A 23,636-nucleotide genomic window follows, 5' to 3' on the forward strand; every position below is an offset into this window, starting at 1 on the left:
CCTGCCTTCTCCGCAACCTGACGGGCGACAGCGATGAGGTCTCCTCAATCTTCGGCAGTAGAGTAATTGTTCAGCAGAACGATACCGATGACACCGGTGTTGTAGCGCACCAGGCTCGATCCCTGTGGAGCGCGTGGCCGAAGGGCTATGGAAGGCACCGCGGAAGCCGGCGATCGAGTAGCGACCGGGGCGGCAAGCTGCCGCCCCAGTGCGCGATGGCGTGGTTTCTTGGCAGTTGGGGAGGCAGCACAGATTACACATATGATTTCCATATGGAAATCATATGTGTAAAATATACCTGAATCCACTTGAGTCAAGTTGCATTAAAGCAACTTGTTGTATTTCCATGACCACAGTTCAGCCCGACGAAGAACCCGGTGCTCTGGAGAATGCACTCTCGCACCTCCAGTGCATCCTCGTGGCGCGACGCACCCGCTACACGCCCGAGGCGGTGAGTTGGGCCCAGTACGACATTCTGGAACTGCTGCGCCTGCAAGGCCCCATGACACCCTCGCTGCTGGGTGACAAGTTGGGCGCGGCGCGTACCGGCATCTCCAAGTCCCTGCGCGTGCTCAAGGACCTCAAGTTGGTGGAGCAAATGCAGGGCGACGGGGACCGTCGCGAGCAGGTCACCGCGTTGACGCGGCGAGGGCGCGACTTCCTCGTGCGCGCCGCCACAGGCAGGCGCGACGCGGCACAGTGCGCCATGGCCGCGCTGACGCCCGGTGAGCAGGCCATGTTTACGGAGCTTTGCGAGAAGGTCAGCGCGGCATTGACCGCGCATGACGCCGAACAGGAAACGCGCCCGTGAGCCCCGTACACACCCCGTACCGCGACATGGAGATCATCGGCGCGCGCAACAATAACCTGTGCAGCGTCACCCTGAAGGTTCCCAAGCACTGCCTTACGGTGTTCACCGGCGTATCCGGCTCGGGGAAGTCCTCACTGGTGTTCGACACGATCGCGGCCGAGTCCCAGCGCCAGCTCAACGAAAGCCACAGCGCCTTCGTGCGGCACCGGCTGCCGCACTACGGCCAGCCGCAGGCCGACGCCTTGCGCAATCTGCCAGCATCCATCGTGGTCGATCAGAAACCGCTGGGCGGCAATGCGCGCTCGACGGTAGGGACGGCCTCCGACATACAGCCGTTGCTGCGGCTGCTGTTCTCGCGCCTGGGCCAGCCTTTCGTGGGCTACTCGAATGTGTTCTCGTTCAATCACCCGCAGGGGATGTGCCCGACCTGCCAGGGGCTGGGCTGGGTGGACGAGCTGGGCCTTGACCTTCTGTTCGACTGCAGCAAGTCCCTGAACCAGGGGGCGATCCGATTCCCCACATTTGCCCGCGGCACGTTCCGCTGGAAACGCTATGCCTGCTCCGGCCTGTTCGATTGTGACAAGCCGCTGGCCGACTACAGCCCGGACGAATGGCAGACGCTGCTGTATGCCGACGATCTTGCCGTGAGCAGTCCGCTGCCCGGATGGCCGTCATCGGCGCGGTTTCAGGGTGTTGTTCCGCGCTTTCGGCGCGCCTATCTGGACCATGAGCCCAGCCGCCTGACCCCCGCCGAGCGCGAGGGGCTTGCCCGCGTCATCACACGCCAGCGCTGCCCGGACTGCGGGGGCGCGCGGCTCAATCCGGCCATCCTGTCCTGCAAGATCAACGGCAAGTCCATCGCGGACTGCGCCAGCCTGGAGATTGCCGACCTGTTGGCCTGCATCCGGACGATCGGCGCCGAATCCGTTGCGACGGTGCTGGCAGCCATCGTCGAAAGACTGGAACAGATGCGCGCCATCGGCCTGGACTACCTCAGCCTGGGCCGGGAGACCGCCAGTTTGTCGGGTGGGGAATCCCAGCGCGTGAAGATGGTTCGCCACCTGGGCAGCAGCCTGGCCGACATCGCCTACATCTTCGACGAGCCCAGCGTGGGGTTGCATCCGCGCGATGTCCACCAACTCAACACCTTGCTGCGTGGACTACGCGACAAGGGCAACACCGTCCTGGTGGTGGAGCACGACCCGGACGTCATCGCCATTGCCGATCATGTGGTGGACATGGGGCCTGGCGCCGGGAAGGATGGCGGCCAGGTGGTGTACCAGGGCGACTACGCAGGTCTGCGGCAGGCCGATACCCTGACGGGGCGTTACCTGCGACGGGCCACCCCCCTGAAACGCGAGCCGCGCGCGCCGACGGGGCAGATCGCCTTGCATGGCCTTTCGCTGCACAACCTGCGCGATGTCAGCGTATCCATACCCACGGGCGTGCTGAGCGTAGTGACGGGCGTTGCCGGCTCCGGTAAAAGCACGCTCGTCAACCGCCTGCTGCCGCGCCATTGCCCGCAGGCCATCCTGATCGATCAGAAAGGCCTGGGAGGAACGCGGCGTTCGTCGGTGGCAAGCTACGTCTGCGTGCTCGACGAGATTCGCGCGGGCTTTGCGAAGCCCAGCGGCCAACCCGCCAGCCTGTTCAGCAGCAATGCCCAGGGCGCTTGTCCGGCCTGCAAGGGCCTGGGGCTGGTCCAGACCGACCTTGCTTTCATGGACAGCGTGGAAACGCCGTGCGATGCCTGTGGCGCCACGGGGTTCAACGAGGCGGCACGCGCGATCACCTGGCAGGGCTGCAATATCGCCCAGGTTCTGGCCTTATCGGTGGAGCAGGCGCTGCGGCATTTCCAGTCCTGCCGGGACATTTCCGAACCCTTGCAGCGGCTCTCCAAAGTGGGGCTGGGCTATCTGACGCTGGGACAGCGCTTGAGCACCCTGTCCGGCGGCGAACGCCAGCGTTTGAAACTGGCGTCCAGATTGGCGGAGGAAGGCAGCCTGTACGTCTTCGACGAGCCTACATCCGGTCTGCATATGTCTGATGTCGATCGGCTGCTTGCCATTCTCGACGGTCTCACGCAGCGAGGCGCCACCGTCATCGTGGTTGAGCACAACCTGGATGTCATGGCTCATGCCGACTGGTTGATCGAGATGGGGCCGGGAGCAGGCAAGCAAGGCGGGCGGATCATTTTCGAGGGTTTGCCCGCAGCGATGATCAGCGATCCGGAATCCGTGACGGGGCCATTTCTTCGGCGCCATTTGTCCGGGACGCGGTGAGGTGAGACATGGAGCTTCGGCACTTGCGCTGCTTCCTGGTCGCGGCCGAAGAACTACGCTTCTCACGGGCTGCTGAGCGTTTACATATCGAGCGACGGGCACACCGATGGCGCGACTGCGAAAACCTCACCTCTGGCAAGCCTATCCCGAGACTCTGGTCCAGAGTCTGGCGGTACGCAGGGCTGCGCAACTCTGCGGCATCAACAAGAACGTCGGCCGCATGGGTATCGCTGCGCTCAACCCATCCTACGTTCTGGCTCCCTGTACCCGCCCGCCTGAGTCGCTGCCCTGTGCCTGTCGTTGGTGCAGGGCCTTGCCCAGTATCCGTGCCACTAGCTCGTCCTTGCCTTGCTTGTAGGCCTTGCGGTCGGTAGCGAACTGCTCGGCGAGCCGTTCCTTGAGGTGCTGGTATGCGGATGGCTGCGCAGCCAGTTGCGGAAGATCAGGTGGCGGTCGGCTTCGGCGTTGCTCCAGCGTTGGCCGTCGAAGGTGGGGGCTGGGTCATGGGGTGTCCTGGTTGAGGGGTTGACTGTAGGAGCGAGCTTGCTCGCGAACGTGTTATCCGGTGATTGCGGAGTTTGGGCGGTTCGTGAGCAAGAACTAGGCGTCCCCCTCGCTCCTACGAAAAGCGTGCGCTAGCTATTTCACGGGGAAGTCGAAGGCGGTGTTGGGGTAGGGCTCTTGCTTCAACGTGTAGTGCCACCACTCGTTGGCGTAGGGTTCGAAGCCGTGGCGTTGCATGGCGCTGCGCAGGGTTTCGCGGTTGCGCGTCTGTTGCACGGTGATCAGGTTGGTGCCGTGGTGGGAGATGGGGCCGAAGAAGTCGAAGTGGCTGCCCATGTCCAGTTCCTGGCCGGTCCTGGCATCGACCAGTGTGAGGTCCACCGTGCTGCCGCGGCAGTGGGCGGATTTCTTGGCGATGTAGCCGTCGCGGAACAGTGCCGCCTTGTCCAGGTGCGGGTAGTAGCGGTCCTTGGTGCGGGTGTCGGCCAGGTCTGCGGCCCAGCGCTGGAAGTGGGCCACGGCGCGTTGCGGGCGGTAGCCGTCGAAGAGTTTCAGTTGCAGGCCGCTCAGGGCGACGTCGCGTTCCACCTCGGCCAGGGCCGTGGCCGCTTCCTTCGTGAGGATCACCCGTGGGCTTTCGTAGCCGTCGATGCGGCTGCCGACGAAGTTGTCGCCGCTGTAGTAGCGCGCTTCGTAATGGGCGTGCTGCAGCACCTGGTCGAGGTAGACGAAGCCGGGTTGCGCCGGCTGGTCGGCGTTGGCGCCGAGGCTGGCCAGCAGCAGGAGCAGGGCGAGGGCGTGGCGGAGCATCCGGCCTCCGGGCGTGGGGTTTCTTTCACCCTAGCAGCCCTTTCCTGGGACGCATCTCTCGAAATGGCGGGATTTTTCCTACTCAATCCTCAGGTCCAGTTCCTCCCGGGTGGGCCGATCCATTCGCCGAGACGAGCGGATCGCGGTTGTGCGGTCCGCGCACGAGTTCGAGCAGCCCAGGAGAGATGCGATGCTCAACCAGATCCGCGTACGTACCCGCCTGCTGTCGCTGGCGTTCCTGCCCCTGCTGGTGCTGGCCGGGGTGATGGCGCTGGCGGCGTACAACGCCGACCGGCTCAACGATGATTTCGACGAGCTGTTCAACGACCGCATGCGCCCGGTGAACCGGCTCAACCTGATCTCCAACGCCTATGCGGTGAACATGGTGGATGCGCTGCACAAGTACCGCTCCGGGGTGATCGACGTAGACGATTTGCGCGGCGCCATCGGCGGGGCGCGCAAGACCATCGCGGACTCCTGGCGCCTGGTGCAGGACAGCAAGATGACCGATGCCGAGCAGCAGATGGTGGCCGGCATCCGCGCGCGCATGGCCGCGGTGGACAAGCTGGTGGACGCGCTGCAGGCGCAGACCGACGGCAGCCTGCGCGGCGAGAGCGACGCCGGCTTCATCCGGCGCCTGTATGCGGCCTTCGACCCGCTGGGGGATGCGCTGGAGGAGCTGGCCCAGCTGCAGGTCCGCGAGGGCGAAAGGCTGAGCCAGGCCTCCACCGCGCGTTACCAGGCGATGAAGGCCAGCTTCGTGGCCATCGCCGTGGTGGTGCTGGTCGGCATGCTGCTGTTCAGCCTGCTGGTCAGCCGCTCGATCAACCGCCCGCTGGAACAACTGGGCCGGACCATCGCCACGGTGCAGCGCAATTCCGACCTGAGCCTGCGCGCCGAGGCCGTGGGCCGCGACGAGCTGGCGCAGACCGCCCAGGCCTTCAACACCATGCTCGAACACTTCCAGCGGCTGATCCGCCACCTGGGCGGCGCCTCGGTGCAGCTGGCCAGCGCGTCGGAGGAGATGAGCGCCATCAGCGCCCAGGTCAGCGATGCCGCCAACGGCCAGGGCGACCAGACCGCCATGGTCGCCACCGCCGTGCACGAGATGAGCGCCGCGGTGCAGCAGGTGGCGGAGAACGCCCTGGACATGGCGCGGGTGGCCGAGGACGTGCGCCGCGAGGCGCATCAGGGCACCGAGCTGGTGGAGGCCAACCTGGGCGCCATCGAGCGTCTGTCGCAGGCGGTGCAGGAGAGCGCCGAGGTGATCGACCGCCTGCACAGCCAGAGCGACGAGATCGGCAGCGTGCTGGGGGTGATCCAGAGCATCGCCGAGCAGACCAACCTGCTGGCGCTCAACGCCGCCATCGAGGCGGCGCGGGCCGGCGAGGCCGGGCGCGGGTTCGCCGTGGTGGCCGACGAGGTGCGCAGCCTGGCGAGCAACACGCAGAAGGCCACCGAGTCGATCCGCGGCATGATCGATTCGCTGCAGAGCGGCGCGCGCCAGGCGGTGGGCGTGATGCAGGAATCCCGCGAGCGGGCCGGGGACAGCGTGCGGCATTCGCGCGAGTCCGGCGAGGCGCTGCGGCACATCGCCAATGCCATCGACCGCATCGCCGACGGCAACGCGCAGATTTCCACCGCCACCGAGGAGCAGACGGCGGTGGCCCATGAGATCAGCCAGAACATCACCCAGCTCAACGACAGCATCCAGAGCGTGGTGGAGAACGCCGAGCAGAGCGCCGCGGCGAGCCTGGAGCTGGCGCGCCTGGCGGTCGAGCAACAGCAGCAGTTGGCGGGCTTCCGGGTGGACTAGGGCGCCCTTACTGGCCCATCAGCAGGCGCTGCTGCTGGGACGAGAAGCCGCCCTGTTGCTGGAACTGCGCGCCCATCATGGGCTGCCGTTCGACGTCGTCGAGGCCGAAGGATTCCTTCACCGGCGACTCGATGGCGCCGAGGTTGTAGCTGCTCTGCCCGGCACAGCCGGAGAGGGCGAGCAGGGCGAGGACGAGCGCGGGAAGCCGGGGCATGGTGGACTCCTTCTGTGGGGGAGCTTGCGGATCGCACAGCCTAGGCCGGCGAAGATTATGGCTGGCTTAAGCTCAGTCGCGGCGCAGGGCCTGGACGTCGTTGCCCTCGGGGTCGAAGGCATCCAGGCGCATGCGTTCGGCGAAGGCCTCCAGCGCCGCCTGGCCGCTGACGAAGCCGGCCTTGGCGGCGGCCCAGTCGTCCGGGCGCAGGCGCACCATCCAGCCTTCGCCGTAGCAGTCGAGGTTGATCAGCCCGGGGCGGCGCTGCACTTCCTCGTTGCTTACCAGCAGGGTGCCGGCCAGCGGGCAGCGGGCCGAAGAGGCGGCCTTGGCGAACTCCACCACGCCGAAGCTGCGGTCGTGCTCGATGTGCCAGCCGTCGCGCTTGGGGGTGAAGGCGAAGATCTGCCCGTAGAGCGCGCAGCCATAGGCGCTCAGGCCGAGGGTCACGGCGCCGTCGGCTTCTTCGCGCAGCCACAGGTTGTAGTCCGGGGCGTAGAGCAGGTCGTCGGGGAATTCCAGGCCATGCAGTTTCACAGGGTCAGCACCCGGTCGTATTCGAGGATCATCCGCGCCAGTTCGCCGCCGCTGGCGATTTCGTCGATTTCGCCGATCAGCGCGCTTTCGTCGATGGGCACGCCGGGGGCGCGGCACATCAGCAGGCGCGCGCCGGCTTCCTTGGCCTGCTGGATGAAGTGGCTGAGCGGTTCGCCGCCAGGGGCGGCGTAGAGGTTGTCCACCACGTCCTGGCGCGCCAGTTGCACGCCCTCGCCGCTGAGGAAGAGCGTCACCTCGGCGTCCATGCAGGCCAGCAGGGTGGCGGTGTAGAAGGGCGCGGCGCAGCGCGCCGGGGTGCTCGGGCCGCTGCTGACGATGATCAGCACGCGCTGGATGTCAGGCTGGTCCAAGGGCTTTCTCCATCTGCACCAGGGCCACGCGGCGGCCGTCCGGCGTCTGGCGCTCGACGATGCCTACCGGGCGATAGCCCAGGCCGGCGTAGAGCAGCAGGCCGCCGGCGTTGTCGTTGAAGCAGGAGATTTTCATCAGCGGTGCAGCGTAGTCACGCCGGGCGAGGTCTTCCATGACGCCGATCAGGTAGCGCGCCACGCCGTGCCCGCGGGCCCAGGGCGCGACCATCATGTTGCCCAGCGCGCAGTACTCGCCGGGCAGGCTCTGGTAGAAGTTGGCGAAGCCGGCGGCGCGGCCGTCGAGCAGGGCCAGGGTACTGGCGCGGCGCTCGGCCACGGCGGCGGCCAGCTGTTCGACACTGAACGGCCACCGGGCCTTGGGGTAGGCGTAGAAAAGCTCGTCGGCATCACGTACGAAGCCGGCCACCTCGGCGAGGTCGCCGGCTTCCACGGGGCGATGCTGCAGGCTCATCCGCGTGGCGGGTACTGGGCGAGGACCTTCTGCACGGTCTCGCGGATCGCCGCTTCGCGCTCGGCCGGGGTCGGCGGGCTGCTGCGCATGATCTGCTCGCCGCTGCCGCGCCACACCAATTTGCCGTCCTTGCCGTCGAGCAGGTCGACCTGGATGGTGGCGACCTTGTAGGTCACGGTGCGCGACTCGGCCATCGCCGGGCCGCCCCAGTAGCCGCCCCAATAACCGTTCCAGTAGCCGCCGGTGTAGGTGGTGACCTGGTCCTGGCGCTGGTCGACGATCAGGTAGGCGCGCACCGTCACGTCGGGCGCGGCGCTGCCCTGAGTCGGGCGCAGGCCGCGCTGGTCGAGCTGGTCGGCCACCGCCGAGCGGATGCGCTGCTCGGTGAGGTCGCTCTTGATGCGCGGGTCGTCCGGGCGGTATTCGAAGGCCGGTTGCGCCCAGGCCCAGCTGCGGTACGCGGCGAAATCGCGGCTGGAATCGTAGTCGCGGTTGAGGTTGACGGTCTCACAGGCGGCCAGGCCCAGCAGCAGGCCCAGCAACAACAGACGGCGGATCATGATCGGCATACTCCAGACAGAGTCTTCATCGAAGCTCAGAGCGTGCGCAAAGGCAAGTGGCGGAATGCCTCGAAATGGCCCTATTCCGCAGTTTTCTGGCAGGAAAGCCGGACAAGCGCCTCAGTGCGGCGGGTAGCCCGACAACGCCTTGCGCACCGCTTCGCGCAGCCCGCGGGCCTGTTCGCTCTGGTTGCCGCTGGGCTGGTATTCGGCCGAGGCCACCCAGACGGCGTGGTTGTCGCGGGCGTCGTAGAGTTCGATGCGCACCACGTTGACCTGCACTATGTAGGTCCGCGTCACCGGGATGGAGGCGCCGTACCAGGGATCGTTCCAGCCGCCGTAGTAGCCGCCGCCGTAGTAGTCGGTGACCTGGCGGGTGCGCTGCTCGCTGCTGACCCGCGCGCTCACGCGCAGGTCCGGCGTGGCGCCAGGGCGCGCCGGGCGCAGGCCGACCTGGTCGAGGCCTTCGCTGACCGCGTCCTGCAGCGAGCTGCCGTAGGTGGTGGCGCCGCTGGGCGCGCCGGTCCAGTTCCACGAGCGGTAGCGGCCGTAGTCCGGCGGCGCGGCCGGGTAGGCGCCGGGATCGAAGCCCGGGGCGCTGGCCTGGGCTGGCACCGGGGGCGGCGGCAGCGACTGGTTGGTGTAGGGATTCTGGCTCTGGCAGGCGGCCAGCGCGGCGAGCAGCGGCAGCAGGATCAGGCGTGGCAACATGCGGGGCTCCCGCCCGCGCCGGGGCGCGGGCGACGACGGTGATGGGGCGATTGTGCACCTATTCGCGCGGGCGGCACAGCCAGTGCAGGTAGCGCCCCAGGCCGGCGAAGGCCGGGTGGCGGCGGTAGGCCAGTTCCATTTCCACTAGGTCCAGGGGCTCGGCCTTGTGCTGGAATTCCTGCGGCATGTAGTCGTGGAACACCCGCACACCGCTGCGTGCCTCGATGTTCCAGGCGTCCGCCATGGCCGCTTCCAGCTCGCGCGGGTCCAGCGGCTGCTGCGGCGTCAGGCTCTGGCCTTCGCCGGCGAAGCGCTGCTTGCGCAGCTTGCGGAAGTGGCCCTTGAGCAGGTTGCGGTAGATGAGCGCGTCGCGGTTGTAGAAGGCCAGCGACAGCCAGCCGTCGCGGGCGGTCAGCAGGTGCAGCACGGGGAGGATGGCCTGGGGCTCGGCCAGCCATTCCAGCACGGCGTGGCACAGCACCAGGTCGTAGGGTTCGTCGAGCTGGCCGAGCAGCGCCTGCCAGGGCGCCTCGATGAAGGTGGCCGCGCGGCCGGCCTCGGCGAAGCGCTGGCGGGCGCCTTCGAGCATGGGCGCGGCGGGTTCGGCGAGGGTCACCTGGTGGCCGCGCTCGGCCAGCCACAGCGCCATGTGGCCCAGGCCGGCGCCTATGTCGAGCACGCGCAGCGGGCGCTCGGGCAGCGCTTCGGCCAGGTCGGCCTGCAGCACGGCCAGGCGGATGGCGCCTTTGGCGCCGCCGTAGATCTTCTCGGCGAAGCGCGTGGCCAGTTCGTCGAAATGCCGGTCAGCCATGCACGAAGCGCCTTTCGCTGTCGGCCAGCTTGGCGCGCACCACCTGGTCCATGTCCAGGCCCAGTTCGGCGCAGAGCAGCAGCAGGTAGAGAACGATGTCGCCGACCTCCTGGCCTGCGTGGGCGAGCTTGTCGGCGGGCAGCTGGCGCGACTCGTCCTCGCTCAGCCACTGGAAGATTTCCACCAGCTCGGCCATTTCCACGCTGGCGGCCATGGCCAGGTTCTTCGGGCTGTGGAAGCGCTTCCAATCGTTGTGGTCGCGGATCGCGTGCAGGCGCGCGGTGAGTTCGTCGAGGTTCATCGGGGGCTCCTTGGGAGCCCCATAGCTTCCGGCTTCAGCGGCGCCGCATCAAGCGTCGAGCGGTTTCCAGGCGCCGGCCATGTGCGGCAGGCCGTCCTCGCCGCGCAGGGCGAACTGCCCGGCCGGGGCCACCTCGCTGGCCAGCAGGGTGACGCTGGAGGGCAGCAGCACCGGCTTCTGGAAGCGCACTTCCACCTGGTAGCCGGCCGCCGGCAGGCGCTCGCCCAGGGCCGCCAGGCTGCGCGCCTTGTTCCACAGGCCATGGGCGATGGCGCGGGGGAAGCCGAACAGCCTGGCGCTGGCCGCCGACAGGTGGATGGGGTTGTAGTCGCCGGCCACGCGGGCGTAGCGCCGGCCGATGTCCGCCGGGCATTGCCAGTGGTCGATCTGCTCCAGCGGCAGCTCGGGCTGTTCCTCGCGTTCCGGCGGCGTGCCTTCCAGGCGCATGCCGCGGAACAGCAGGCGGCTGTCGCCTTCCCAGAGCAGGCCGAGCTGGTCGTGCAGCTGGGTGATCAGGCTGAAGGTCACGCCCTTGTCGTGGGGCTGCAGGTCGGCCACCCGCACGCTGGCCTGGAACGGGCCCAGGCCGCCGAGCGGGCGCAATACGCTGATACGGTTCTCCAGGTGCACCAGGCCCAGCAGCGGGAAGGGGAAGCGGGCGTCGGTGAGCAGGCCCATCTGCAGGCCGAAGGCGAGGATGTGCGGGTAGGTCGGCGGCAGCAGGTGGTCGTTCCTGAAGCCGCACACCTGGCGGTAGCGCTCCAGGTGCCGGGCGTCGACCATCACCGGCGCGCGCACGCCGCGGGTGGGCAGGCTGCGGCCGCGCAGGCCGCGGCGCACGGCGGCGCGCAGGAACAGGCCGGGCAGGGCGGGTGGGGCGGACAGGTCCAGCCAGTCTTTGGGCATTCGGAATCTCCTGAGCGGTATTGCCTTCAGCTTAGCCGCCGGGCCCGGCCGGGCATTGGCCGGGGCGGGGCGGCGTGGCGGCAGGCCGGTCAATTGGCGGCTCTGGCATGGGGCTTGTGGATAATTCGACCGCTGCCATGGCGTGTTACTTGAGAGGCGGTAGGAAAGCTGCCTAAGATGGGCCCGCTTCATGGATAACCAGAATAAATACCATGCACGATCTGACCGACGATGTGGCGCTGATGCGCCCGGTGATCGACGCGCTGCGCGCCAGCGGCAGCGATCCCGACCGTGTGCTCGCCCGGGTTGGCCTGCCGCCGGGCGCCCTGCCGGCCGGGCGCTTCCCGCATAGTGCGCAGAACCTGTTCTGGAAGGCCGCCGCCGAGGAATGCGGCGAGGAGCACGTCGGCCTGTACCTGGCCGGGCACCTGCCGGCCTTCCACGGCCTGCTGCTGGAATACCTGTTCCTCTCCAGCGCCACCTTCGGCGAGGGCCTGCGCCACGCCCTGCGCTACGTGCGCTTGCTCTCCGACACCCTCAACGCCCGCCTGGAAGTGGAGGGCGAGCGCGCCGTGCTGCTGCTCGGCCACAGCGCCGGAACCAACCGGCACTTCCCGGAAATGCTCGCCGGCGCGGTGATCCGCCTGTTCCACGCGCTCACCGAGGGCGACTTCAGGCCCCACGAAGTGGAGCTGATGCACGGCGAGGGCGCCCCTGCCGAACGTTATCGCCAGGTCTATGGCTGCCCGGTGCGCCTGGGGGCAGAGCGCTACGCGCTGGTCTTCGACGCCGCGGTGCTGGACAAGCCCTCGCGCCACGCCGCGCCGGAACTGCTGCGCATGCACGAGTCGCTGGCGCGCCGGCAACTGGCCGAGGTGGAACGCCTGGACCTGGTGCGCAAGGTGCGCGAGCTGATCGGCGAGCTGCTGGTGGACGGCGGCGCCACCCTGGAGCAGGTGGCGGCACGCCTGGACATGCCGGCCCGGCGCCTGCGCGAGCGCCTGGCCATGGCCGGGGTGCGCTTCAACGACCTGGTCACCGACTACCGCTGCCGGCTGGCCAAGGAGCTGCTGCTGAAGACCGACGAGCGTATCGAGGTGATCGTCGAGCGCACCGGGTTCTCAGAGCCGAGTACCTTCTACCGCGCCTTCAAGCGCTGGGTGGGGGAGACGCCGGTGGAGTTCCGCAAGCGCGGGAAGGTTTGAGGGGGGAAGAACCTCGCGACGGGAGGGCATGGCTTTTCGTAGGAGCGAGCTTGCTCGCGAACGCTGTTCTGCCGGTGGCTTTGGTGTTTGTCCTGAAGAGCGCCCTCTCCCCAGCCCTCGGCTGCGCGCCCCGCGGGCCTGTCCGGCGTGGGGCGAAGGTTCGGCATTAACCTTGTAGGAGCGGGCCCTGCCCGCGAATCGCGCGCAGGGCGCGCTCCTACAGGTGGGTTTGGCGTCATCGTGTGGAAGCACGATCGTAGGGGCAACTGTCTTGCGCCGAGGTGCTCTTCGTAGGATGGGTTGAGTTTGCGATACCCATGCTGCCGTGGTGATGGGTATCGCTTCGCTCAACACCATCCTACGAAAAGCCGTGCTTCCCTGGAGGTGCAGGAGCGGATTCATCCGCGATCCCCCCCGGCAAAGCCGGCACATCATCGCCACCCTCACGCCCCAAGCAAACTCTGCCCGCAAACCCGCAACACCTGCCCGCTCACCGCCCCGCTGCCCGGCTGGGCGAACCAGGCCACGGCCTCGGCCACGTCCTGGGGCAGGCCGCCCTGGCCCATGGAGTTCATGCGCCGGCCGGCCTCGCGGATGGTCAGGGGGATGGCCGCGGTCATCTGCGTCTCGATGAAGCCCGGGGCCACCGCGTTGATGCTGATGCCCTTCTTGCCCAGGGCCGGGGCCCAGGCCTGGGCCAGGCCGATCAGGCCGGCCTTGCTCACCGCGTAGTTGGTCTGCCCGAGGTTGCCGGCGATGCCGCTGATGGAGGCCAGCAGCACCACGCGGCCGTCGTCGCGCAGCTTGCCGGCGTCGAGCAGGGCCTGGGTGAGCACCTGCGGGGCCTTGAGGTTGACGTCGATCACCGAGTTCCAGAACGCCTCGCTCATCTTCGCCACGGTCTTGTCGCGGGTGATGCCGGCGTTGTGCACCACGATGTCCACGCCTTCGGGCAGCGCTTCCACCAGCTTCTCGCCGGCGTCCGGCGCGCAGATGTCCAGGGCCACGCCTTTGCCGCCCAGGCGCGCGGCCAGGGCGTCGAGGGCGTCCTTGGCCGGCGGCACATCCAGCAACACCACCTCGGCGCCGTCGCGGGCCAGGGTTTCGGCGATGGCCGCGCCAATCCCGCGGGCCGCGCCGGTGACCAGGGCGCGCTTGCCCACCAGTGGGCGGCTCCAGTCTTGCACCTGGCCGGCGTAGGCGGAAAGGCGGATCACCTGGCCGGACACGTAGGCGCTCTTGGGCGAGAGGAAGAAGCGCAGGGCGCCTTCGAGCTGGTCTTCCGCGCCCTTGCCGACGTACAGCAGCTGCACGTTGCCGCCGCGGCGGATCTCCTTGCCCAGGGAGCGGCTGAAGCCCTCCAGGCTGCGCTGCACGCTGGCGGCGACGGGGTCTTTCAGCGATTCCGGGGCGCGCCCGAGGATGACCACGTGGGGGCACAGGTCCAGGCCCTTGAGGGTGGCCTGGAAGAAGTCGCGCAGTTCGATCAGTTGCTCGAAGCCGCTCAGGCCGCTGGCGTCGAACACCATCGCCTTGAGCTTCGGGCCGTGCTCGGCGGTCCAGCGCGGCAGGCCGTACTGGCCTTCCACGGCGGCGTAGACGGCGTCGGTCAGGCGCTGGCTGAAGCCCAGCACGGCCTCGCCCAGGTTGCCCGCCCCGCCCAGCAACAGGGCGCCGTCCACCGGCCGGGTGCGCCCGGCGCTCCAGCGTTCCAGGCGTACCGGCGCGGGCAGGCCGAAGGCGCCGACCAGGCGGCGGCCGACGTTGGAGTTGGCGAAGGCGATGTAGCGATCGGTCATGGACGGGGGCTCCTGCACGGATACTCGAAGTGCCGACCACTCTACGCAGGCACCGGTTCCGCGCAATTGACCGCGCTGACCTGCGCCATGGCGGGGCGGCCAATGCGACGGGACCGGCTAAGGTTAGCCTGTGCGCCAGAACCCGCTCAGCCCGCAAGGAGCCTTGCATGACCCAGACCCGACGGGTCGCCATCGTCGGCGGCAACCGTATTCCCTTCGCCCGCTCCAACACCGTCTACGCCACGGCGAGCAACCAGGAGATGCTGACCTGCGCCCTCGACGGCCTGATCGAGCGCTACAACCTGCACGGCGAACGCCTGGGCGAGGTGGTGGCCGGCGCGGTGCTCAAGCACTCGCGGGACTTCAACCTCACCCGAGAATGCGTGCTGGGCACCCGCCTGGCCCCGCAGACCCCGGCCTACGACGTCCAGCAGGCCTGCGGCACCGGCCTTGAGGCGGCGATCCTGGTGGCCAACAAGATCGCCCTGGGGCAGATCGACTGCGGCATCGCCGGCGGCGTGGACACCACCTCCGACGCGCCCATCGGCGTCAACGAGGGGTTGCGGCGCATCCTGCTGGAGGCCAACCGCGGCAAGTCCAACGGCGACAAGCTCAAGAGCCTGCTGAAGATCCGCCCGCGCCACCTGCTGCCGCACATCCCGAAGAACGGCGAGCCGCGCACCGGGCTGTCCATGGGCGAGCACTGCGAGCTGATGGCGCAGACCTGGCAGATTCCCCGCGACGAGCAGGACAAGCTCGCCTACGAAAGCCACATCAAGCTGGCCGCGGCCTACGCCGAGGGCTGGCAGAGCGACCTGATGACGCCGTTCCGCGGCCTGACCCGCGACCAGAACCTGCGCCCGGACATCAACCTGGAGAAGCTCGGCACCCTCAAGCCGGTGTTCGAGAGGGGCCCGCGCGGCACCCTGACGGCAGCCAACTCCACCCCGCTGACCGACGGTGCATCGGTGGTGCTACTGGCCAGCGAGGACTGGGCCAAGGCACGCGGCCTGCCGATCCTGGCGTATTTGCGCGACGGCGAGGCGGCGGCGGTGAACTTCGTCGGCGAGGGCGCAGAAGGCCTGCTGATGGCCCCGGTCTACGCCGTGCCGCGGCTGCTGGCGCGCAACGGCCTGAGCCTGCAGGATTTCGACTACTACGAGATCCACGAGGCCTTCGCCGCCCAGGTGTTGTGCACCCTCAAGGCCTGGGAGGACGCGGAATACTGCAAGACCCGCCTCGGCCTGGACGCGCCGCTGGGCTCGATCGACCGCAGCAAGCTCAACGTCAAGGGCAGCTCCCTGGCCGCCGGCCATCCCTTCGCCGCCACCGGCGGTCGCATCGTCGCCAACCTGGCCAAGCTGCTGGACGCGGCCGGGAAAGGGCGCGGGCTGATCTCGATTTGCGCGGCGGGCGGGCAAGGTGTGACCGCGATCGTGGAAAAGTAATCCAATACATCGGGCGGCTGTGGCCGGCCCACGATGTAACAGCAACTCCGTGACTTAAGGCGGTGCCGTGCGAGCGGTGCCGCCTCTTTTTTTGCTCGCAGGGTGGGGCTTTGGCTTTTCGTAGGAGCGAGCTTGCTCGCGAATGGTGCTTGCCGGCGGGCTTGGGAGGTGGGCTTTAGAGCGCCCTCTCCCTAACCCTCTCCCTGAAGGGAGAGGGGACCGTTGGGCAGGGTTTGATGTTATGGCGTCAGCCGGCAACCCCCGCGGTTTCCGGCTGAAACCACTTCCTCTCTCGGCACGGACAAGCCCCCTCTCCCTTCAGGGAGAGGGCTGGGGAGAGGGGACGGAGTCGACCTGAGGCGACAGCGCTGCCGGGAGAGGCTGTTCGCGAGCAAGCTCGCTCCTACGAAATACGAAAAGCCTCCAGCCTCCAGCCTTTCATCCCCCCTGCAACATCGCCGGATGCACCCGCCCATCCAGCGCCGTGGACAGCACCAGCGAAGTCTTGCTCGCCCCGTGCTGGGCCAACTGGTCGATCAGCTCTTCCAGCTCGGCGGTGCTGGTCACCGTCACCCGCAGCATCACGCAGGATTCGCCGGTCACCCGGTAGCAGTCGAGCACCTGGGGGATTTCCGTCAGGCGTTGCAGTTGCAGGGCGCCGCGGTGGTCGTTCAGGCGCAGTTCGATCAGGCACTGGATCGGGCGGCCGAGCTTGGTCAGGTCTACGCTGGCGTGGTAGCCGGTGATCACGCCGTCGGCCTCCAGGCGCGCCACGCGGTCGGCCACCGCCGGGGGCGAGAGGTTGATGCGCCGGGCCAGTTCGGCGAAGGACAGGCGGCCGTTTTCCAGCAGGGCGGCGAGCAGTGCGCGGTCGTATTTGTCCATCGGTTTCTCTCGTCTGTCGAATCGATGGCTTTGCGTTTGAAAATCCATCGAAAGAAAAGTGTTCCGCCAGATAATGCGTTTTCTGTGCCTTATAAGGCCTGAAAGCACTTAATAAAATGAGGCGCTACGACCCACTTGTCGAGCCCTCTGCCATGTCCGTCATGCCCATGCCCAAAGCCCGCGTTTCGCTGACGCTGATCGCCGCCTTCTTCGCCCTCTATTTCATCTGGGGCTCGACCTACCTGGTGATCCGCATCGGCGTGGAAAGCTGGCCGCCGATGCTCATGGCCGGCTGCCGCTTCGTCATCGCCGGGACGCTGCTGCTGGCCTGGGCTCTGTACCGCGGCGCGCCGCTGCCCAGCGGGCGGCAGTGGCTGAACGCCGGGGCCATCGGCGTGCTCCTGCTCAGCTGCGGCAACGGCGGGGTGACGGTGGCCGAGCACTGGGGCGTGGCTTCGGGCGTGGCCGCCCTGGCTGTGGCTACGGTGCCGCTGTTCACCCTGGTGTTCGCGCGCCTGTTCGGCCAGCGCAACAGCCTGCTGGAGTGGAGCGGCATCGGCCTTGGGCTGTGCGGCATCGTGCTGCTCAACCTCGGCTCCAACCTGCAGGGCAGCCCGGCGGGCGCCGCGCTGATTCTCTTCGCCGCCGCGGCCTGGGCCTTCGGTTCAGTGTGGAGCCGGCGTCTGGACCTGCCGGCCGGGCCCATGGCCAGCGCCTTGGAGATGCTGGTGGGCGGCGCCGCGCTGCTGCTGGGCAGCCAGCTTTCCGGCGAGCACCTGCAGCAGATGCCGGATGTGCGCGGCTGGCTGGCGCTGGGCTACCTGGTGGTGTTCGGTTCGATCATCGCCTTCAGCGCTTACGTCTACCTGCTGGCCAACGTGCGTCCGGCGGCGGCCACCAGCTATGCCTTCGTCAACCCGGCGGTGGCCGTGCTGCTCGGGGTGGCGTTCGCCGGCGAGCACATCGGCTGGCCGGAGGCGCTGGCGATGGCGGTGATCATCGGGGCGGTGGTGTTGATCAGCCTGCCGCAGTGGCGGCGGCGCGAGGCGGCCTGAGCCGGCTCAGTTGATCGGGACGATGCGCACGCGGCTGACGCCGACGCGGTCGGCGCTGTGCCGCAGGTTGGGGATCAGGTTGGGGTCCAGGGGGGCGTCGGTCAGCCCGGTGGGGTCTTCGCCGGTCTCCTGCGCCAGGTGCAGCAGCACCTGGAGCAGGGCGAGGAATTCGTTGGGTTCCTCGGACCACTCGTGGATCAGCCGGCGCGGCTGTTCGCGCAGGCGGTAGTGGATGGCGTAGCGGTGGGTGACGTTCATGGTGGCACCTCTGCAGGCTAAGACACCCCGGAACGTCAAAATTCCCATCACTTTCCCGGACAGCCGACAGGTGGTCATTTTTTCGCCACTCACCGACAGACGTCGCGAAATGGCGGGGTTTCAGATGACGAAAAAGCCGTGGGTGCCATCACGGCCGAGCTGCTCGACCAGGCCGAATTCCCAGTCCAGGTAGCCCTGCATGGCCTCGCGCGGGTTGTCGGTGCCCTCGTAGGGACGGCGGTAGCGGTCGATGCGCGGCGCGGCGAGCAGGCTCTCGCCTTCCTCGGTGGGCAGCCCCGCGGCGACCCAGGCGGCGGTGCCGCCTTCGAGCAGGAACACCGGCTTGCCGCTCAGGGCCTGCACTTCCGGCACGGCGAAGCGCGCCAGCAGGCTGCTGCCGCAGGTGAGCACGTAGCGCTCGGCCGTGCCCAGCTGCGCCAGCGCTTCTTTCAACTGGCTGCGCAGGGCCCAGGCGGCGCCGGGAATGTGGCGTTTCACGTAGTTGGCGCTGGCGGTGAAGTCGAGCACCCGGGTGCCCGGCTCGCGCAGCCACTGGGCCAGGGTCTGCGGGGCGATGGTCTCGGCCTGCGGTTGCTGCGGCAGCGGTGCGGACCAGGCGCCCCGTTCGCTGAAGTCGGCGGCGGACAGGCCGTCCAGCACCGCCACCTCCCAGCCCATCTGCGCCAGCCAGGAAGCGCTCATGTTGGCGCGCGCGCCGTCGTCGTCCACCAGCACCAGGCGCGCGCCGCGCACGCTGGCGACGTGGTCGGTCTCCTGCACCAGCTGGCCGCCGGGAGTGGAGCGCGAGCCGGGCAGGTGGCCGGCCTCGTATTCCTCCGCGGTGCGCACGTCGAACAGGTATGTGGTGCGCGCGCCTTCGGCCTGCCACTGGCGCAGGCCGGCCAGGTCGATGCGCGCCACCCGCGCGCGGTCGGCCACGGCGCGGGCGCGCTGGGCGGCGGCTGCGCGGGTGGCGGCGGAGACTTCGCCGAAGCGCCGCGCCTGGCCGTGTTCCAGTTGCTGGCCGGCGAGGGTCCAGCCGATGGTGCCGTTGCGCAGCGCCGACACCGGGTTGGCGATGCCGGCGTTCACCAGCGACTGGGTGCCGATGATGCTGCGGGTGCGCCCGGCGCAGTTGACGATGACGCGGGTGGCCGGGCTGGGCGCCAGCTCGGCGACGCGCAGCACCAGCTCGGCGCCGGGCACGCTGATGCCGCCGGGGATGCTCATGGTCTGGTATTCGTCGAAGCGGCGGGCGTCCAGCACCACCACGTCGGCCTTGGCATCGAGCAGGGCCTGCACTTGTTCGGCGGCCAGCGACGGGGTGTGGCGCTCGGCTTCCACCAGCTCACCGAAGGCCTTGCTCGGCACGTTGACGTCCTTGAACAGCTCGCCGCCGGCAGCGCGCCAGCCGGCCAGGCCGCCGTCGAGCACGGCCACGTCGCTGTAGCCCAGCGCCAACAGGCGCTGCGCGGCGACTTCGGCCAGGCCTTCGCCGTCGTCGTAGACGGTGACCGGCGTATCGCGGCGCGGCACGCGGGCGTAGACCTCCAGCTCCAGCTTCGACAGCGGCAGGTTGGCGGCGAACAGCGGGTGCGCCTGGGCGAAGGGGTCTTCCTCGCGCACGTCGAGCAGCGCCAGCTCGCGGCGGGCGAGGAGGGCGGCGCGGAGGTCATGGAAGGTACGGCGGGCGATCTGGCTCATGCGGGGTTCTCTTTCGACAGGTCCCAGATATTGGGCAACTGGCTGTTGGAATAGCCGGAGATGAAGGGCTTCTCTTCACCCTCGGCGGTATAGACGGCACGCCGCACCGCGCCGATGTTGGCGCCGTAGACGTGGATGCTGATGGACGGCCGGTCGGCGAAGGCGTTGCTGACCTGGTGGATGTCGCCGATGCGCGGCGACACCGCCTCCACCTCGCCCGGCTCCAGGCGCAGCGCCGCGCCGGCCGGCTGCAGGCTGCCGTCGGCGGCGAAGGCGAAGGGCTGCGAGTATTCGGCGCCGCGCAGCATGCCGATCAGGCCCCAGACGCGGTGGTCGTGCACCGGCGTGCGCTGGCCCGGACCCCAGACGAAGCTGACCACCGAGAAGCGCTGCTGCGAGTCGGCGTGCAGCAGGTACTGCTGGTAGCGCTGCGCGTCGGGCTGGGCGCAGGCCTCGGGCAGCCAGTCGTCATGGCGCACCAGCTCGGCCAGCAGCGGGCGGGCGCTGGCGAGCAGGGTGGCTTCGTCGGGATGTTCGTCGAGCAGGCTGGCCAGGTCGCCGATGAACTGGCGCAGGCGGTCGAAACGCAGGGGGGCGGACATGCGGCGTATTCACTCCGGAAGGTTCTGGCTGTACGGTAGCAAACGCGTTTTTATTCCTGAAATGCATTTTGAATCTAAGCTAATATGCGAGAAATGCAATTGGTGCCAGCCCCATGAAGATCGACGACATCGACGCCTTCGTCGCGGTGATCCGCAACGCCTCCCTGAGCCAGGCCGCCGAGAGCCTGGGCCTGACGCAGTCGGCCATCACCCGCCGGGTACAGAGCCTGGAGGAAGCCCTGGGCGTGGAACTGCTGGACCGCAACACCAAGCCGCTCAAGCCCACCGCCGCCGGCCTGCGCGTCTACGAGCAGTGCCGCCGGGTGCTGCGCGAGGTGGACGGGCTGCGCGAACTGGTGGCCAGCGACACCGCGCCCAGCGGCGTGCTGCGCCTGGGCGTGCCGCAGAGCATCGGCGAGGTGGTGCTGCTGGAAGCGCTGCGGCGCCTGGCCGGCGAGTACCCGGAGCTGCGCGCCCAGGTCAGCAGCGGCTGGGGCAGCCACCTGCTGGCGCGGCTGGAGAACGCCGAGCTGGACGCGGCGGTGGTGCTGTTCCCGCCGAGCAAGGTGTTCCCCGACGACCTCGGCGCCACGCCGCTGGGCCGCGTGGAGCTGTGCGTGGTGGCCGCCCGCGACAACGACGTGCAGGCCCGCCGTCTGCTCGACTGCTACCAGCACGGCTGGGTGCTCAACCCCGACGGCTGCGGCTTCCGCGCCGGCCTGCAGCGCGCCCTGGCCGACCAGGGGTTGGGCTTGCAGCTGAACCTGGAGACCTTCGGTAGCGAGCTGCAGTTGGGTCTGGTTGCCGAGGGGCGTGGCCTCGGGTTGGTGCCGGCGCCGGCTCTTGCGCGCAGCCGTTATCGGGAGCAGCTGCGGGTGTTGCAGCTGGAGGATTTCCAGCCGCTGATCCAGCTCTGGCTGGTGCGGCCGCGCTTGCTGGGCAACCTGGAGGCGCCGGCGCGGTTGTTCGGCGATGCGGTGGCTGATGGGTTGGATATGCGGGTGGGGTGAGTCTTACTCATTCGCCCCCTGTAGGAGCGAGCTTGCTCGCGAACAGACTCTCCCGGCAGCGCTGTCGTCTCAGGTCGACTCCGTCCCCTCTCCCCAGCCCTCGGCTGCGCGCCCCGCCCTGAAGGGAGAGGGGGCTTGTCCGTGCCGAGAGAGGAAGTGGTTTCAGCCGGAAACCGCGGGGGTTGCCGGCTGACGCCATAACATCAAACCCTGCCCAACGGTCCCCTCTCCCTTCAGGGAGAGGGTTAGGGAGAGGGCGCTCTCATGCCTGATACCGGCATGACCGGGAAACTCTGTTCGCGAGCAAGCTCGCTCCTACAAAAGCAAAAAACCTCCCCCGCGCAACTTGCCCAACTCTGAATATGCGTAATTAGCATATTAGAATATGCCAAAAATGAATTTCCATCATGAAGTGCTTGCCTATAGCTTCTAAGAACAACGTCCATCAAGACGTTTTTCTTATAACGAAAGCCGCCGCCCTTATGCAGCGGCCCAGGCGAGGGCAACACAGTGAGCGTGGAAATTCTCGGTATGATCACCGCCACCCCGAGTTCCGAGGTGGACCAGCCGCTGGGGGAGGCGGTGGACGCCGGTTTCGTCCGGCGCTTCGCCCAGGCCCATGAGGACGCCGGCTTCGACCGCGTGCTGGTGGGCTACTTCAGCAATGCCGCCGAGGGCGCCGTGGTCAGTTCCTTCGTCGCCGCCGCCACCCGGCGCCTGGGCATCCTGCTGGCCTACCGGCCCGGAGTGATCGCACCGCCGCTGGCTGCGCGCCAGCTCGCCACCCTCGACCAGTTCAGCGACGGCCGCCTGGCCCTGAACGTGGTCAGCGGCGGCAACGACGAAGACCTGGCCCGCGACGGCGATTACCTCGACCACGACCGCCGCTACGCCCGCACCGACGAATACCTCGACGCCCTGCGGCGCATCTGGACCGCCGAGGCCCCGGTGGACTTCGCCGGCGAGTTCTACCGCTTCCAGGGCGCCTCGCCGGCCGTGCGCCCGCGGCAGAAGCCGCATATCCCGATCTACTTCAGCGGCTCCTCCGACGCCGCCATCGAGGTCGCCGCGAAGCACGCCGACACCTACATGCTCTGGGGCGAGCCGCTGGCCGCCGTCGACGGCCACATCCGCCGGGTGCGCGCCGCCGCCCGGGCCCAGGGCCGAGAGCCGCGCTTCTCGGTGTCGTTCCGGCCGATAGTCGCCGACACCGAGGAAGCCGCCTGGAAACGCGCCGCCGAGGTGCTCGAACAGGTGCGCGAGAACCGCGAGCGCCTGGGCTTGCCGCTGCACGACCACCAGCCGCAGAACGTCGGCTCGCAGCGCCTGCTGGCCGCCGCGCAACAGGGGGAGGTGCTCGACACCCGACTGTGGACCGGCGTGGCCCGGCTGACCGGCGCGCGCTGGAATTCCACCGCCCTGGTCGGCACTCCCGAGCAGGTCGCCGCCGCCCTGGGCGAGTACTACCGCCTGGGCGTTTCCACCTTCCTGATCCGTGGCTTCGACCCGCTCGGCGACGCCGTGCGCTACGGCCAGGGCCTGATTCCCGCCATCCACGACCACATCGCCCGCCTGCCGCAACTGCGCCGCGCCGGCTGAGGAGCCCCACCGATGAACCTGAAACGACGCCTGCGCGCCACCTTCGCCGCGCTGCTGCTGGGCGCGCCCCTGGCCCAGGCCGCCGACCTGCCGACGCTGCGCGTGGGCGACCAGAACTACTACAACGTGCGCGCCTCCATGGAGGCCTCCGGGGTGCTCGAAGGTGCGCCCTACACGGTCGACTGGAAGCACTTCCAGTCCGCCGCGCCCGTGGCCGAGGGGCTGCAGGCCGGGGCGCTGGACCTGGGCTTCCTCGGCGATTCCGGGTTCATCTTCCTGGCCGCCAAGGGCGCGCCGGTGAAGCTGATCGGCGTGTCGCGGCAGAACCCCGACACCATCGCCCTGCTGGTGCCCAAGGACTCGCCGGTGCAGAGCATCGCCGACCTCAAGGGCAAGAAGGTCGCATACTGGCCCGGCGCCTGGAGCCAGCAACTGACCCTGCGCGCGCTGGAGAAGGCCGGCCTGCCCAGCGACTACGTCGACTTCGTCAAGCTCATGCCCATCGACGCCGCCGCCGCCCTGCCGCGCGGCAGCATCGACGCCTTCCCGGTGTGGGAACCGTACATCTCGCAGCAGATCGTGTTCTCCGGCGCGCGCCCGATCCTCACCGCCCGCGACCTGATGCCGGGGCTGTCGAGCATCGCCGCCAACGCCGCTTCCATCGAACCCAAGCGCGCGCAGATCGCCGACTTCCTCGGCCGCCTGCAGAAGGCCCGGGCCTGGGTCGAGGCGCACAAGGAGCAGTACGCCGACATCTGGGCGAAGAAGGCCAACCTCGACCCGGCCGTGTCGCGCCACTGGATCGGCCAGGCCGGCATGAGCGTCGGCCCGGTGGACGCCCAGGCCGCCGCCGACTACCAGGGCACCGTCGACTTCCTGCTGCAGACCGGCGCGCTGCCCAAGGCCTTCGACACCGCCAGCGTGATCGACCCCTCCTTCGCCAACGCCTTCCACTGAACACAGGA

General features: G+C 68.5%; 24 protein-coding genes and 1 pseudogene. 10 read left to right on the forward strand and 15 right to left on the reverse strand.

From position 1 onward, the window contains the following. Nucleotides 1-346 precede the first annotated feature (346 nt). The 3 genes and pseudogenes from BM060_RS21590 to BM060_RS33595 all read left to right on the forward strand — a co-directional run. Entirely contained in the window at nt 347-811 is a 465-nt protein-coding gene (locus tag BM060_RS21590; RefSeq protein ID WP_074982848.1) for a MarR family winged helix-turn-helix transcriptional regulator, read from the forward strand. Next, nucleotides 808-3,093, forward strand: coding sequence for an ATP-binding cassette domain-containing protein (locus tag BM060_RS21595; protein WP_174672448.1), 2,286 nt, complete (start codon nt 808-810; stop codon nt 3,091-3,093). Before BM060_RS21590 ends, BM060_RS21595 begins: the two co-directional genes overlap by 4 nt. An 8-nt stretch (nt 3,094-3,101) precedes the next feature. Beyond that, a pseudogene (locus BM060_RS33595) lies at nt 3,102-3,188 on the forward strand (LysR family transcriptional regulator); the annotation flags it as partial. Nucleotides 3,189-3,732: 544 nt separating this feature from the next. Here the strand turns inward: BM060_RS33595 and BM060_RS21610 are convergent. Next, nucleotides 3,733-4,407: a M15 family metallopeptidase gene (locus tag BM060_RS21610; protein ID WP_083426807.1), complete on the reverse strand. Its 675-nt coding sequence runs from the start codon at nt 4,405-4,407 to the stop codon at nt 3,733-3,735. Between the two features lie 190 nt (nt 4,408-4,597). On the opposite strand from BM060_RS21610, the gene BM060_RS21615 reads away from it, so the two are divergent. Then, nucleotides 4,598-6,223, forward strand: coding sequence for a methyl-accepting chemotaxis protein (locus BM060_RS21615; protein WP_074982850.1), 1,626 nt, complete (start codon nt 4,598-4,600; stop codon nt 6,221-6,223). Between the two features lie 7 nt (nt 6,224-6,230). Here the strand turns inward: BM060_RS21615 and BM060_RS21620 are convergent, their stop codons facing one another. The 9 genes from BM060_RS21620 to BM060_RS21660 all read right to left on the reverse strand — a co-directional run bounded on the left by BM060_RS21620 (nt 6,231) and on the right by BM060_RS21660 (nt 11,106). Next, nucleotides 6,231-6,437, reverse strand: coding sequence for a hypothetical protein (locus BM060_RS21620; RefSeq protein ID WP_009613244.1), 207 nt, complete (start codon nt 6,435-6,437; stop codon nt 6,231-6,233). Between the two features lie 72 nt (nt 6,438-6,509). After that, entirely contained in the window at nt 6,510-6,974 is a 465-nt protein-coding gene (locus BM060_RS21625; protein WP_074982852.1) for a glycine cleavage system protein H, read from the reverse strand. Next, nucleotides 6,971-7,345 (reverse strand): DsrE family protein, encoded by a 375-nt coding sequence (locus tag BM060_RS21630; protein ID WP_043318751.1) that lies wholly within the window; start codon nt 7,343-7,345, stop codon nt 6,971-6,973. Before BM060_RS21630 ends, BM060_RS21625 begins: the two co-directional genes overlap by 4 nt. Further along, on the reverse strand, nt 7,332-7,817 hold the full coding sequence (locus BM060_RS21635) for a GNAT family N-acetyltransferase (protein WP_074982854.1): 486 nt from the start codon (nt 7,815-7,817) through the stop codon (nt 7,332-7,334). Before BM060_RS21635 ends, BM060_RS21630 begins: the two co-directional genes overlap by 14 nt. Continuing rightward, complete coding sequence (locus tag BM060_RS21640; RefSeq protein ID WP_074982930.1) at nt 7,814-8,377, reverse strand: DUF4136 domain-containing protein; 564 nt, start codon at nt 8,375-8,377, stop codon at nt 7,814-7,816. Before BM060_RS21640 ends, BM060_RS21635 begins: the two co-directional genes overlap by 4 nt. Before the next feature lie 120 nt (nt 8,378-8,497). Next, nucleotides 8,498-9,088, reverse strand: coding sequence for a DUF4136 domain-containing protein (locus BM060_RS21645; RefSeq protein ID WP_074982857.1), 591 nt, complete (start codon nt 9,086-9,088; stop codon nt 8,498-8,500). A gap of 58 nt (nt 9,089-9,146) precedes the next feature. Then, nucleotides 9,147-9,899 (reverse strand): methyltransferase domain-containing protein, encoded by a 753-nt coding sequence (locus BM060_RS21650; protein ID WP_074982859.1) that lies wholly within the window; start codon nt 9,897-9,899, stop codon nt 9,147-9,149. Continuing rightward, on the reverse strand, nt 9,892-10,200 hold the full coding sequence (locus BM060_RS21655) for a MazG-like family protein (protein WP_043318744.1): 309 nt from the start codon (nt 10,198-10,200) through the stop codon (nt 9,892-9,894). The genes BM060_RS21650 and BM060_RS21655 overlap by 8 nt, the downstream gene beginning before the upstream one ends. Before the next feature lie 48 nt (nt 10,201-10,248). Continuing rightward, nucleotides 10,249-11,106 (reverse strand): MaoC family dehydratase, encoded by an 858-nt coding sequence (locus BM060_RS21660; protein WP_074982862.1) that lies wholly within the window; start codon nt 11,104-11,106, stop codon nt 10,249-10,251. 212 nt (nt 11,107-11,318) lie between these two features. Here BM060_RS21660 and BM060_RS21665 point away from each other — a divergent pair, with 212 nt between their 5' ends. Next, nucleotides 11,319-12,311: an AraC family transcriptional regulator gene (locus BM060_RS21665; RefSeq protein ID WP_043268798.1), complete on the forward strand. Its 993-nt coding sequence runs from the start codon at nt 11,319-11,321 to the stop codon at nt 12,309-12,311. A gap of 443 nt (nt 12,312-12,754) precedes the next feature. On the opposite strand, the gene BM060_RS21670 is transcribed toward BM060_RS21665, so the two are convergent. After that, nucleotides 12,755-14,110: a 3-oxoacyl-ACP reductase gene (locus tag BM060_RS21670; protein ID WP_074982864.1), complete on the reverse strand. Its 1,356-nt coding sequence runs from the start codon at nt 14,108-14,110 to the stop codon at nt 12,755-12,757. A gap of 167 nt (nt 14,111-14,277) precedes the next feature. Between BM060_RS21670 and BM060_RS21675 the strand changes: the two genes are divergently transcribed. Further along, nucleotides 14,278-15,558 carry an acetyl-CoA C-acetyltransferase gene (locus tag BM060_RS21675; RefSeq protein WP_074982866.1) on the forward strand — a complete coding sequence of 427 codons (1,281 nt, stop codon included), beginning with the start codon at nt 14,278-14,280 and terminating at the stop codon, nt 15,556-15,558. Nucleotides 15,559-15,996: 438 nt separating this feature from the next. Here the strand turns inward: BM060_RS21675 and BM060_RS21680 are convergent, their stop codons facing one another. Beyond that, on the reverse strand, nt 15,997-16,443 hold the full coding sequence (locus BM060_RS21680; protein ID WP_009613218.1) for an Lrp/AsnC family transcriptional regulator: 447 nt from the start codon (nt 16,441-16,443) through the stop codon (nt 15,997-15,999). A 167-nt stretch (nt 16,444-16,610) separates the two neighbouring features. Between BM060_RS21680 and yedA the strand changes: the two genes are divergently transcribed. After that, complete coding sequence (yedA, locus tag BM060_RS21685) at nt 16,611-17,498, forward strand: drug/metabolite exporter YedA (protein WP_074982932.1); 888 nt, start codon at nt 16,611-16,613, stop codon at nt 17,496-17,498. 6 nt (nt 17,499-17,504) lie between these two features. Here yedA and BM060_RS21690 read toward each other — a convergent pair whose 3' ends face one another. The 3 genes from BM060_RS21690 to BM060_RS21700 all read right to left on the reverse strand — a co-directional run bounded on the left by BM060_RS21690 (nt 17,505) and on the right by BM060_RS21700 (nt 20,062). Beyond that, nucleotides 17,505-17,756, reverse strand: coding sequence for a hypothetical protein (locus BM060_RS21690; RefSeq protein WP_074982868.1), 252 nt, complete (start codon nt 17,754-17,756; stop codon nt 17,505-17,507). Nucleotides 17,757-17,876: 120 nt separating this feature from the next. After that, nucleotides 17,877-19,460 (reverse strand): rhodanese homology domain-containing protein, encoded by a 1,584-nt coding sequence (locus tag BM060_RS21695; protein ID WP_074982870.1) that lies wholly within the window; start codon nt 19,458-19,460, stop codon nt 17,877-17,879. Further along, the gene (locus BM060_RS21700; protein ID WP_043268807.1) at nt 19,457-20,062 is read right to left on the reverse strand and encodes a 3-mercaptopropionate dioxygenase; all 606 of its coding nucleotides are present in this window, start codon (nt 20,060-20,062) and stop codon (nt 19,457-19,459) included. The genes BM060_RS21695 and BM060_RS21700 overlap by 4 nt, the downstream gene beginning before the upstream one ends. 113 nt (nt 20,063-20,175) lie before the next feature. Between BM060_RS21700 and BM060_RS21705 the strand changes: the two genes are divergently transcribed. The 3 genes from BM060_RS21705 (at nt 20,176) to BM060_RS21715 (ending at nt 23,628) form a co-directional block, all read left to right on the forward strand. Next, nucleotides 20,176-21,072 carry a LysR family transcriptional regulator gene (locus BM060_RS21705; protein ID WP_074982872.1) on the forward strand — a complete coding sequence of 299 codons (897 nt, stop codon included), beginning with the start codon at nt 20,176-20,178 and terminating at the stop codon, nt 21,070-21,072. A gap of 510 nt (nt 21,073-21,582) precedes the next feature. Further along, nucleotides 21,583-22,671: an LLM class flavin-dependent oxidoreductase gene (locus BM060_RS21710; protein ID WP_074982874.1), complete on the forward strand. Its 1,089-nt coding sequence runs from the start codon at nt 21,583-21,585 to the stop codon at nt 22,669-22,671. 12 nt (nt 22,672-22,683) lie between these two features. Then, nucleotides 22,684-23,628: an ABC transporter substrate-binding protein gene (locus BM060_RS21715; protein ID WP_074982876.1), complete on the forward strand. Its 945-nt coding sequence runs from the start codon at nt 22,684-22,686 to the stop codon at nt 23,626-23,628. The last annotated feature ends 8 nt before the right edge of the window (nt 23,629-23,636 follow it).

This window comes from Pseudomonas citronellolis (assembly GCF_900112375.1).
GTDB lineage: Bacteria > Pseudomonadota > Gammaproteobacteria > Pseudomonadales > Pseudomonadaceae > Pseudomonas > Pseudomonas citronellolis.

What these genes read in the sequence shown, in the direction of transcription:
- BM060_RS21590 (WP_074982848.1), top strand. Translation starts at nt 347, where the DNA reads ATGACCACAGTTCAGCCCGACGAAGAACCCGGTGCTCTGGAGAATGCA.
- BM060_RS21610 (WP_083426807.1), bottom strand. Translation starts at nt 4,407, where the DNA reads ATGCTCCGCCACGCCCTCGCCCTGCTCCTGCTGCTGGCCAGCCTCGGC.
- BM060_RS21615 (WP_074982850.1), top strand. Translation starts at nt 4,598, where the DNA reads ATGCTCAACCAGATCCGCGTACGTACCCGCCTGCTGTCGCTGGCGTTC.
- BM060_RS21620 (WP_009613244.1), bottom strand. Translation starts at nt 6,437, where the DNA reads ATGCCCCGGCTTCCCGCGCTCGTCCTCGCCCTGCTCGCCCTCTCCGGC.
- BM060_RS21635 (WP_074982854.1), bottom strand. Translation starts at nt 7,817, where the DNA reads ATGAGCCTGCAGCATCGCCCCGTGGAAGCCGGCGACCTCGCCGAGGTG.
- BM060_RS21640 (WP_074982930.1), bottom strand. Translation starts at nt 8,377, where the DNA reads ATGATCCGCCGTCTGTTGTTGCTGGGCCTGCTGCTGGGCCTGGCCGCC.
- BM060_RS21645 (WP_074982857.1), bottom strand. Translation starts at nt 9,088, where the DNA reads ATGTTGCCACGCCTGATCCTGCTGCCGCTGCTCGCCGCGCTGGCCGCC.
- BM060_RS21650 (WP_074982859.1), bottom strand. Translation starts at nt 9,899, where the DNA reads ATGGCTGACCGGCATTTCGACGAACTGGCCACGCGCTTCGCCGAGAAG.
- BM060_RS21655 (WP_043318744.1), bottom strand. Translation starts at nt 10,200, where the DNA reads ATGAACCTCGACGAACTCACCGCGCGCCTGCACGCGATCCGCGACCAC.
- BM060_RS21660 (WP_074982862.1), bottom strand. Translation starts at nt 11,106, where the DNA reads ATGCCCAAAGACTGGCTGGACCTGTCCGCCCCACCCGCCCTGCCCGGC.
- BM060_RS21665 (WP_043268798.1), top strand. Translation starts at nt 11,319, where the DNA reads ATGCACGATCTGACCGACGATGTGGCGCTGATGCGCCCGGTGATCGAC.
- BM060_RS21670 (WP_074982864.1), bottom strand. Translation starts at nt 14,110, where the DNA reads ATGACCGATCGCTACATCGCCTTCGCCAACTCCAACGTCGGCCGCCGC.
- BM060_RS21675 (WP_074982866.1), top strand. Translation starts at nt 14,278, where the DNA reads ATGACCCAGACCCGACGGGTCGCCATCGTCGGCGGCAACCGTATTCCC.
- BM060_RS21680 (WP_009613218.1), bottom strand. Translation starts at nt 16,443, where the DNA reads ATGGACAAATACGACCGCGCACTGCTCGCCGCCCTGCTGGAAAACGGC.
- yedA (WP_074982932.1), top strand. Translation starts at nt 16,611, where the DNA reads ATGCCCAAAGCCCGCGTTTCGCTGACGCTGATCGCCGCCTTCTTCGCC.
- BM060_RS21690 (WP_074982868.1), bottom strand. Translation starts at nt 17,756, where the DNA reads ATGAACGTCACCCACCGCTACGCCATCCACTACCGCCTGCGCGAACAG.
- BM060_RS21695 (WP_074982870.1), bottom strand. Translation starts at nt 19,460, where the DNA reads ATGAGCCAGATCGCCCGCCGTACCTTCCATGACCTCCGCGCCGCCCTC.
- BM060_RS21700 (WP_043268807.1), bottom strand. Translation starts at nt 20,062, where the DNA reads ATGTCCGCCCCCCTGCGTTTCGACCGCCTGCGCCAGTTCATCGGCGAC.
- BM060_RS21705 (WP_074982872.1), top strand. Translation starts at nt 20,176, where the DNA reads ATGAAGATCGACGACATCGACGCCTTCGTCGCGGTGATCCGCAACGCC.
- BM060_RS21715 (WP_074982876.1), top strand. Translation starts at nt 22,684, where the DNA reads ATGAACCTGAAACGACGCCTGCGCGCCACCTTCGCCGCGCTGCTGCTG.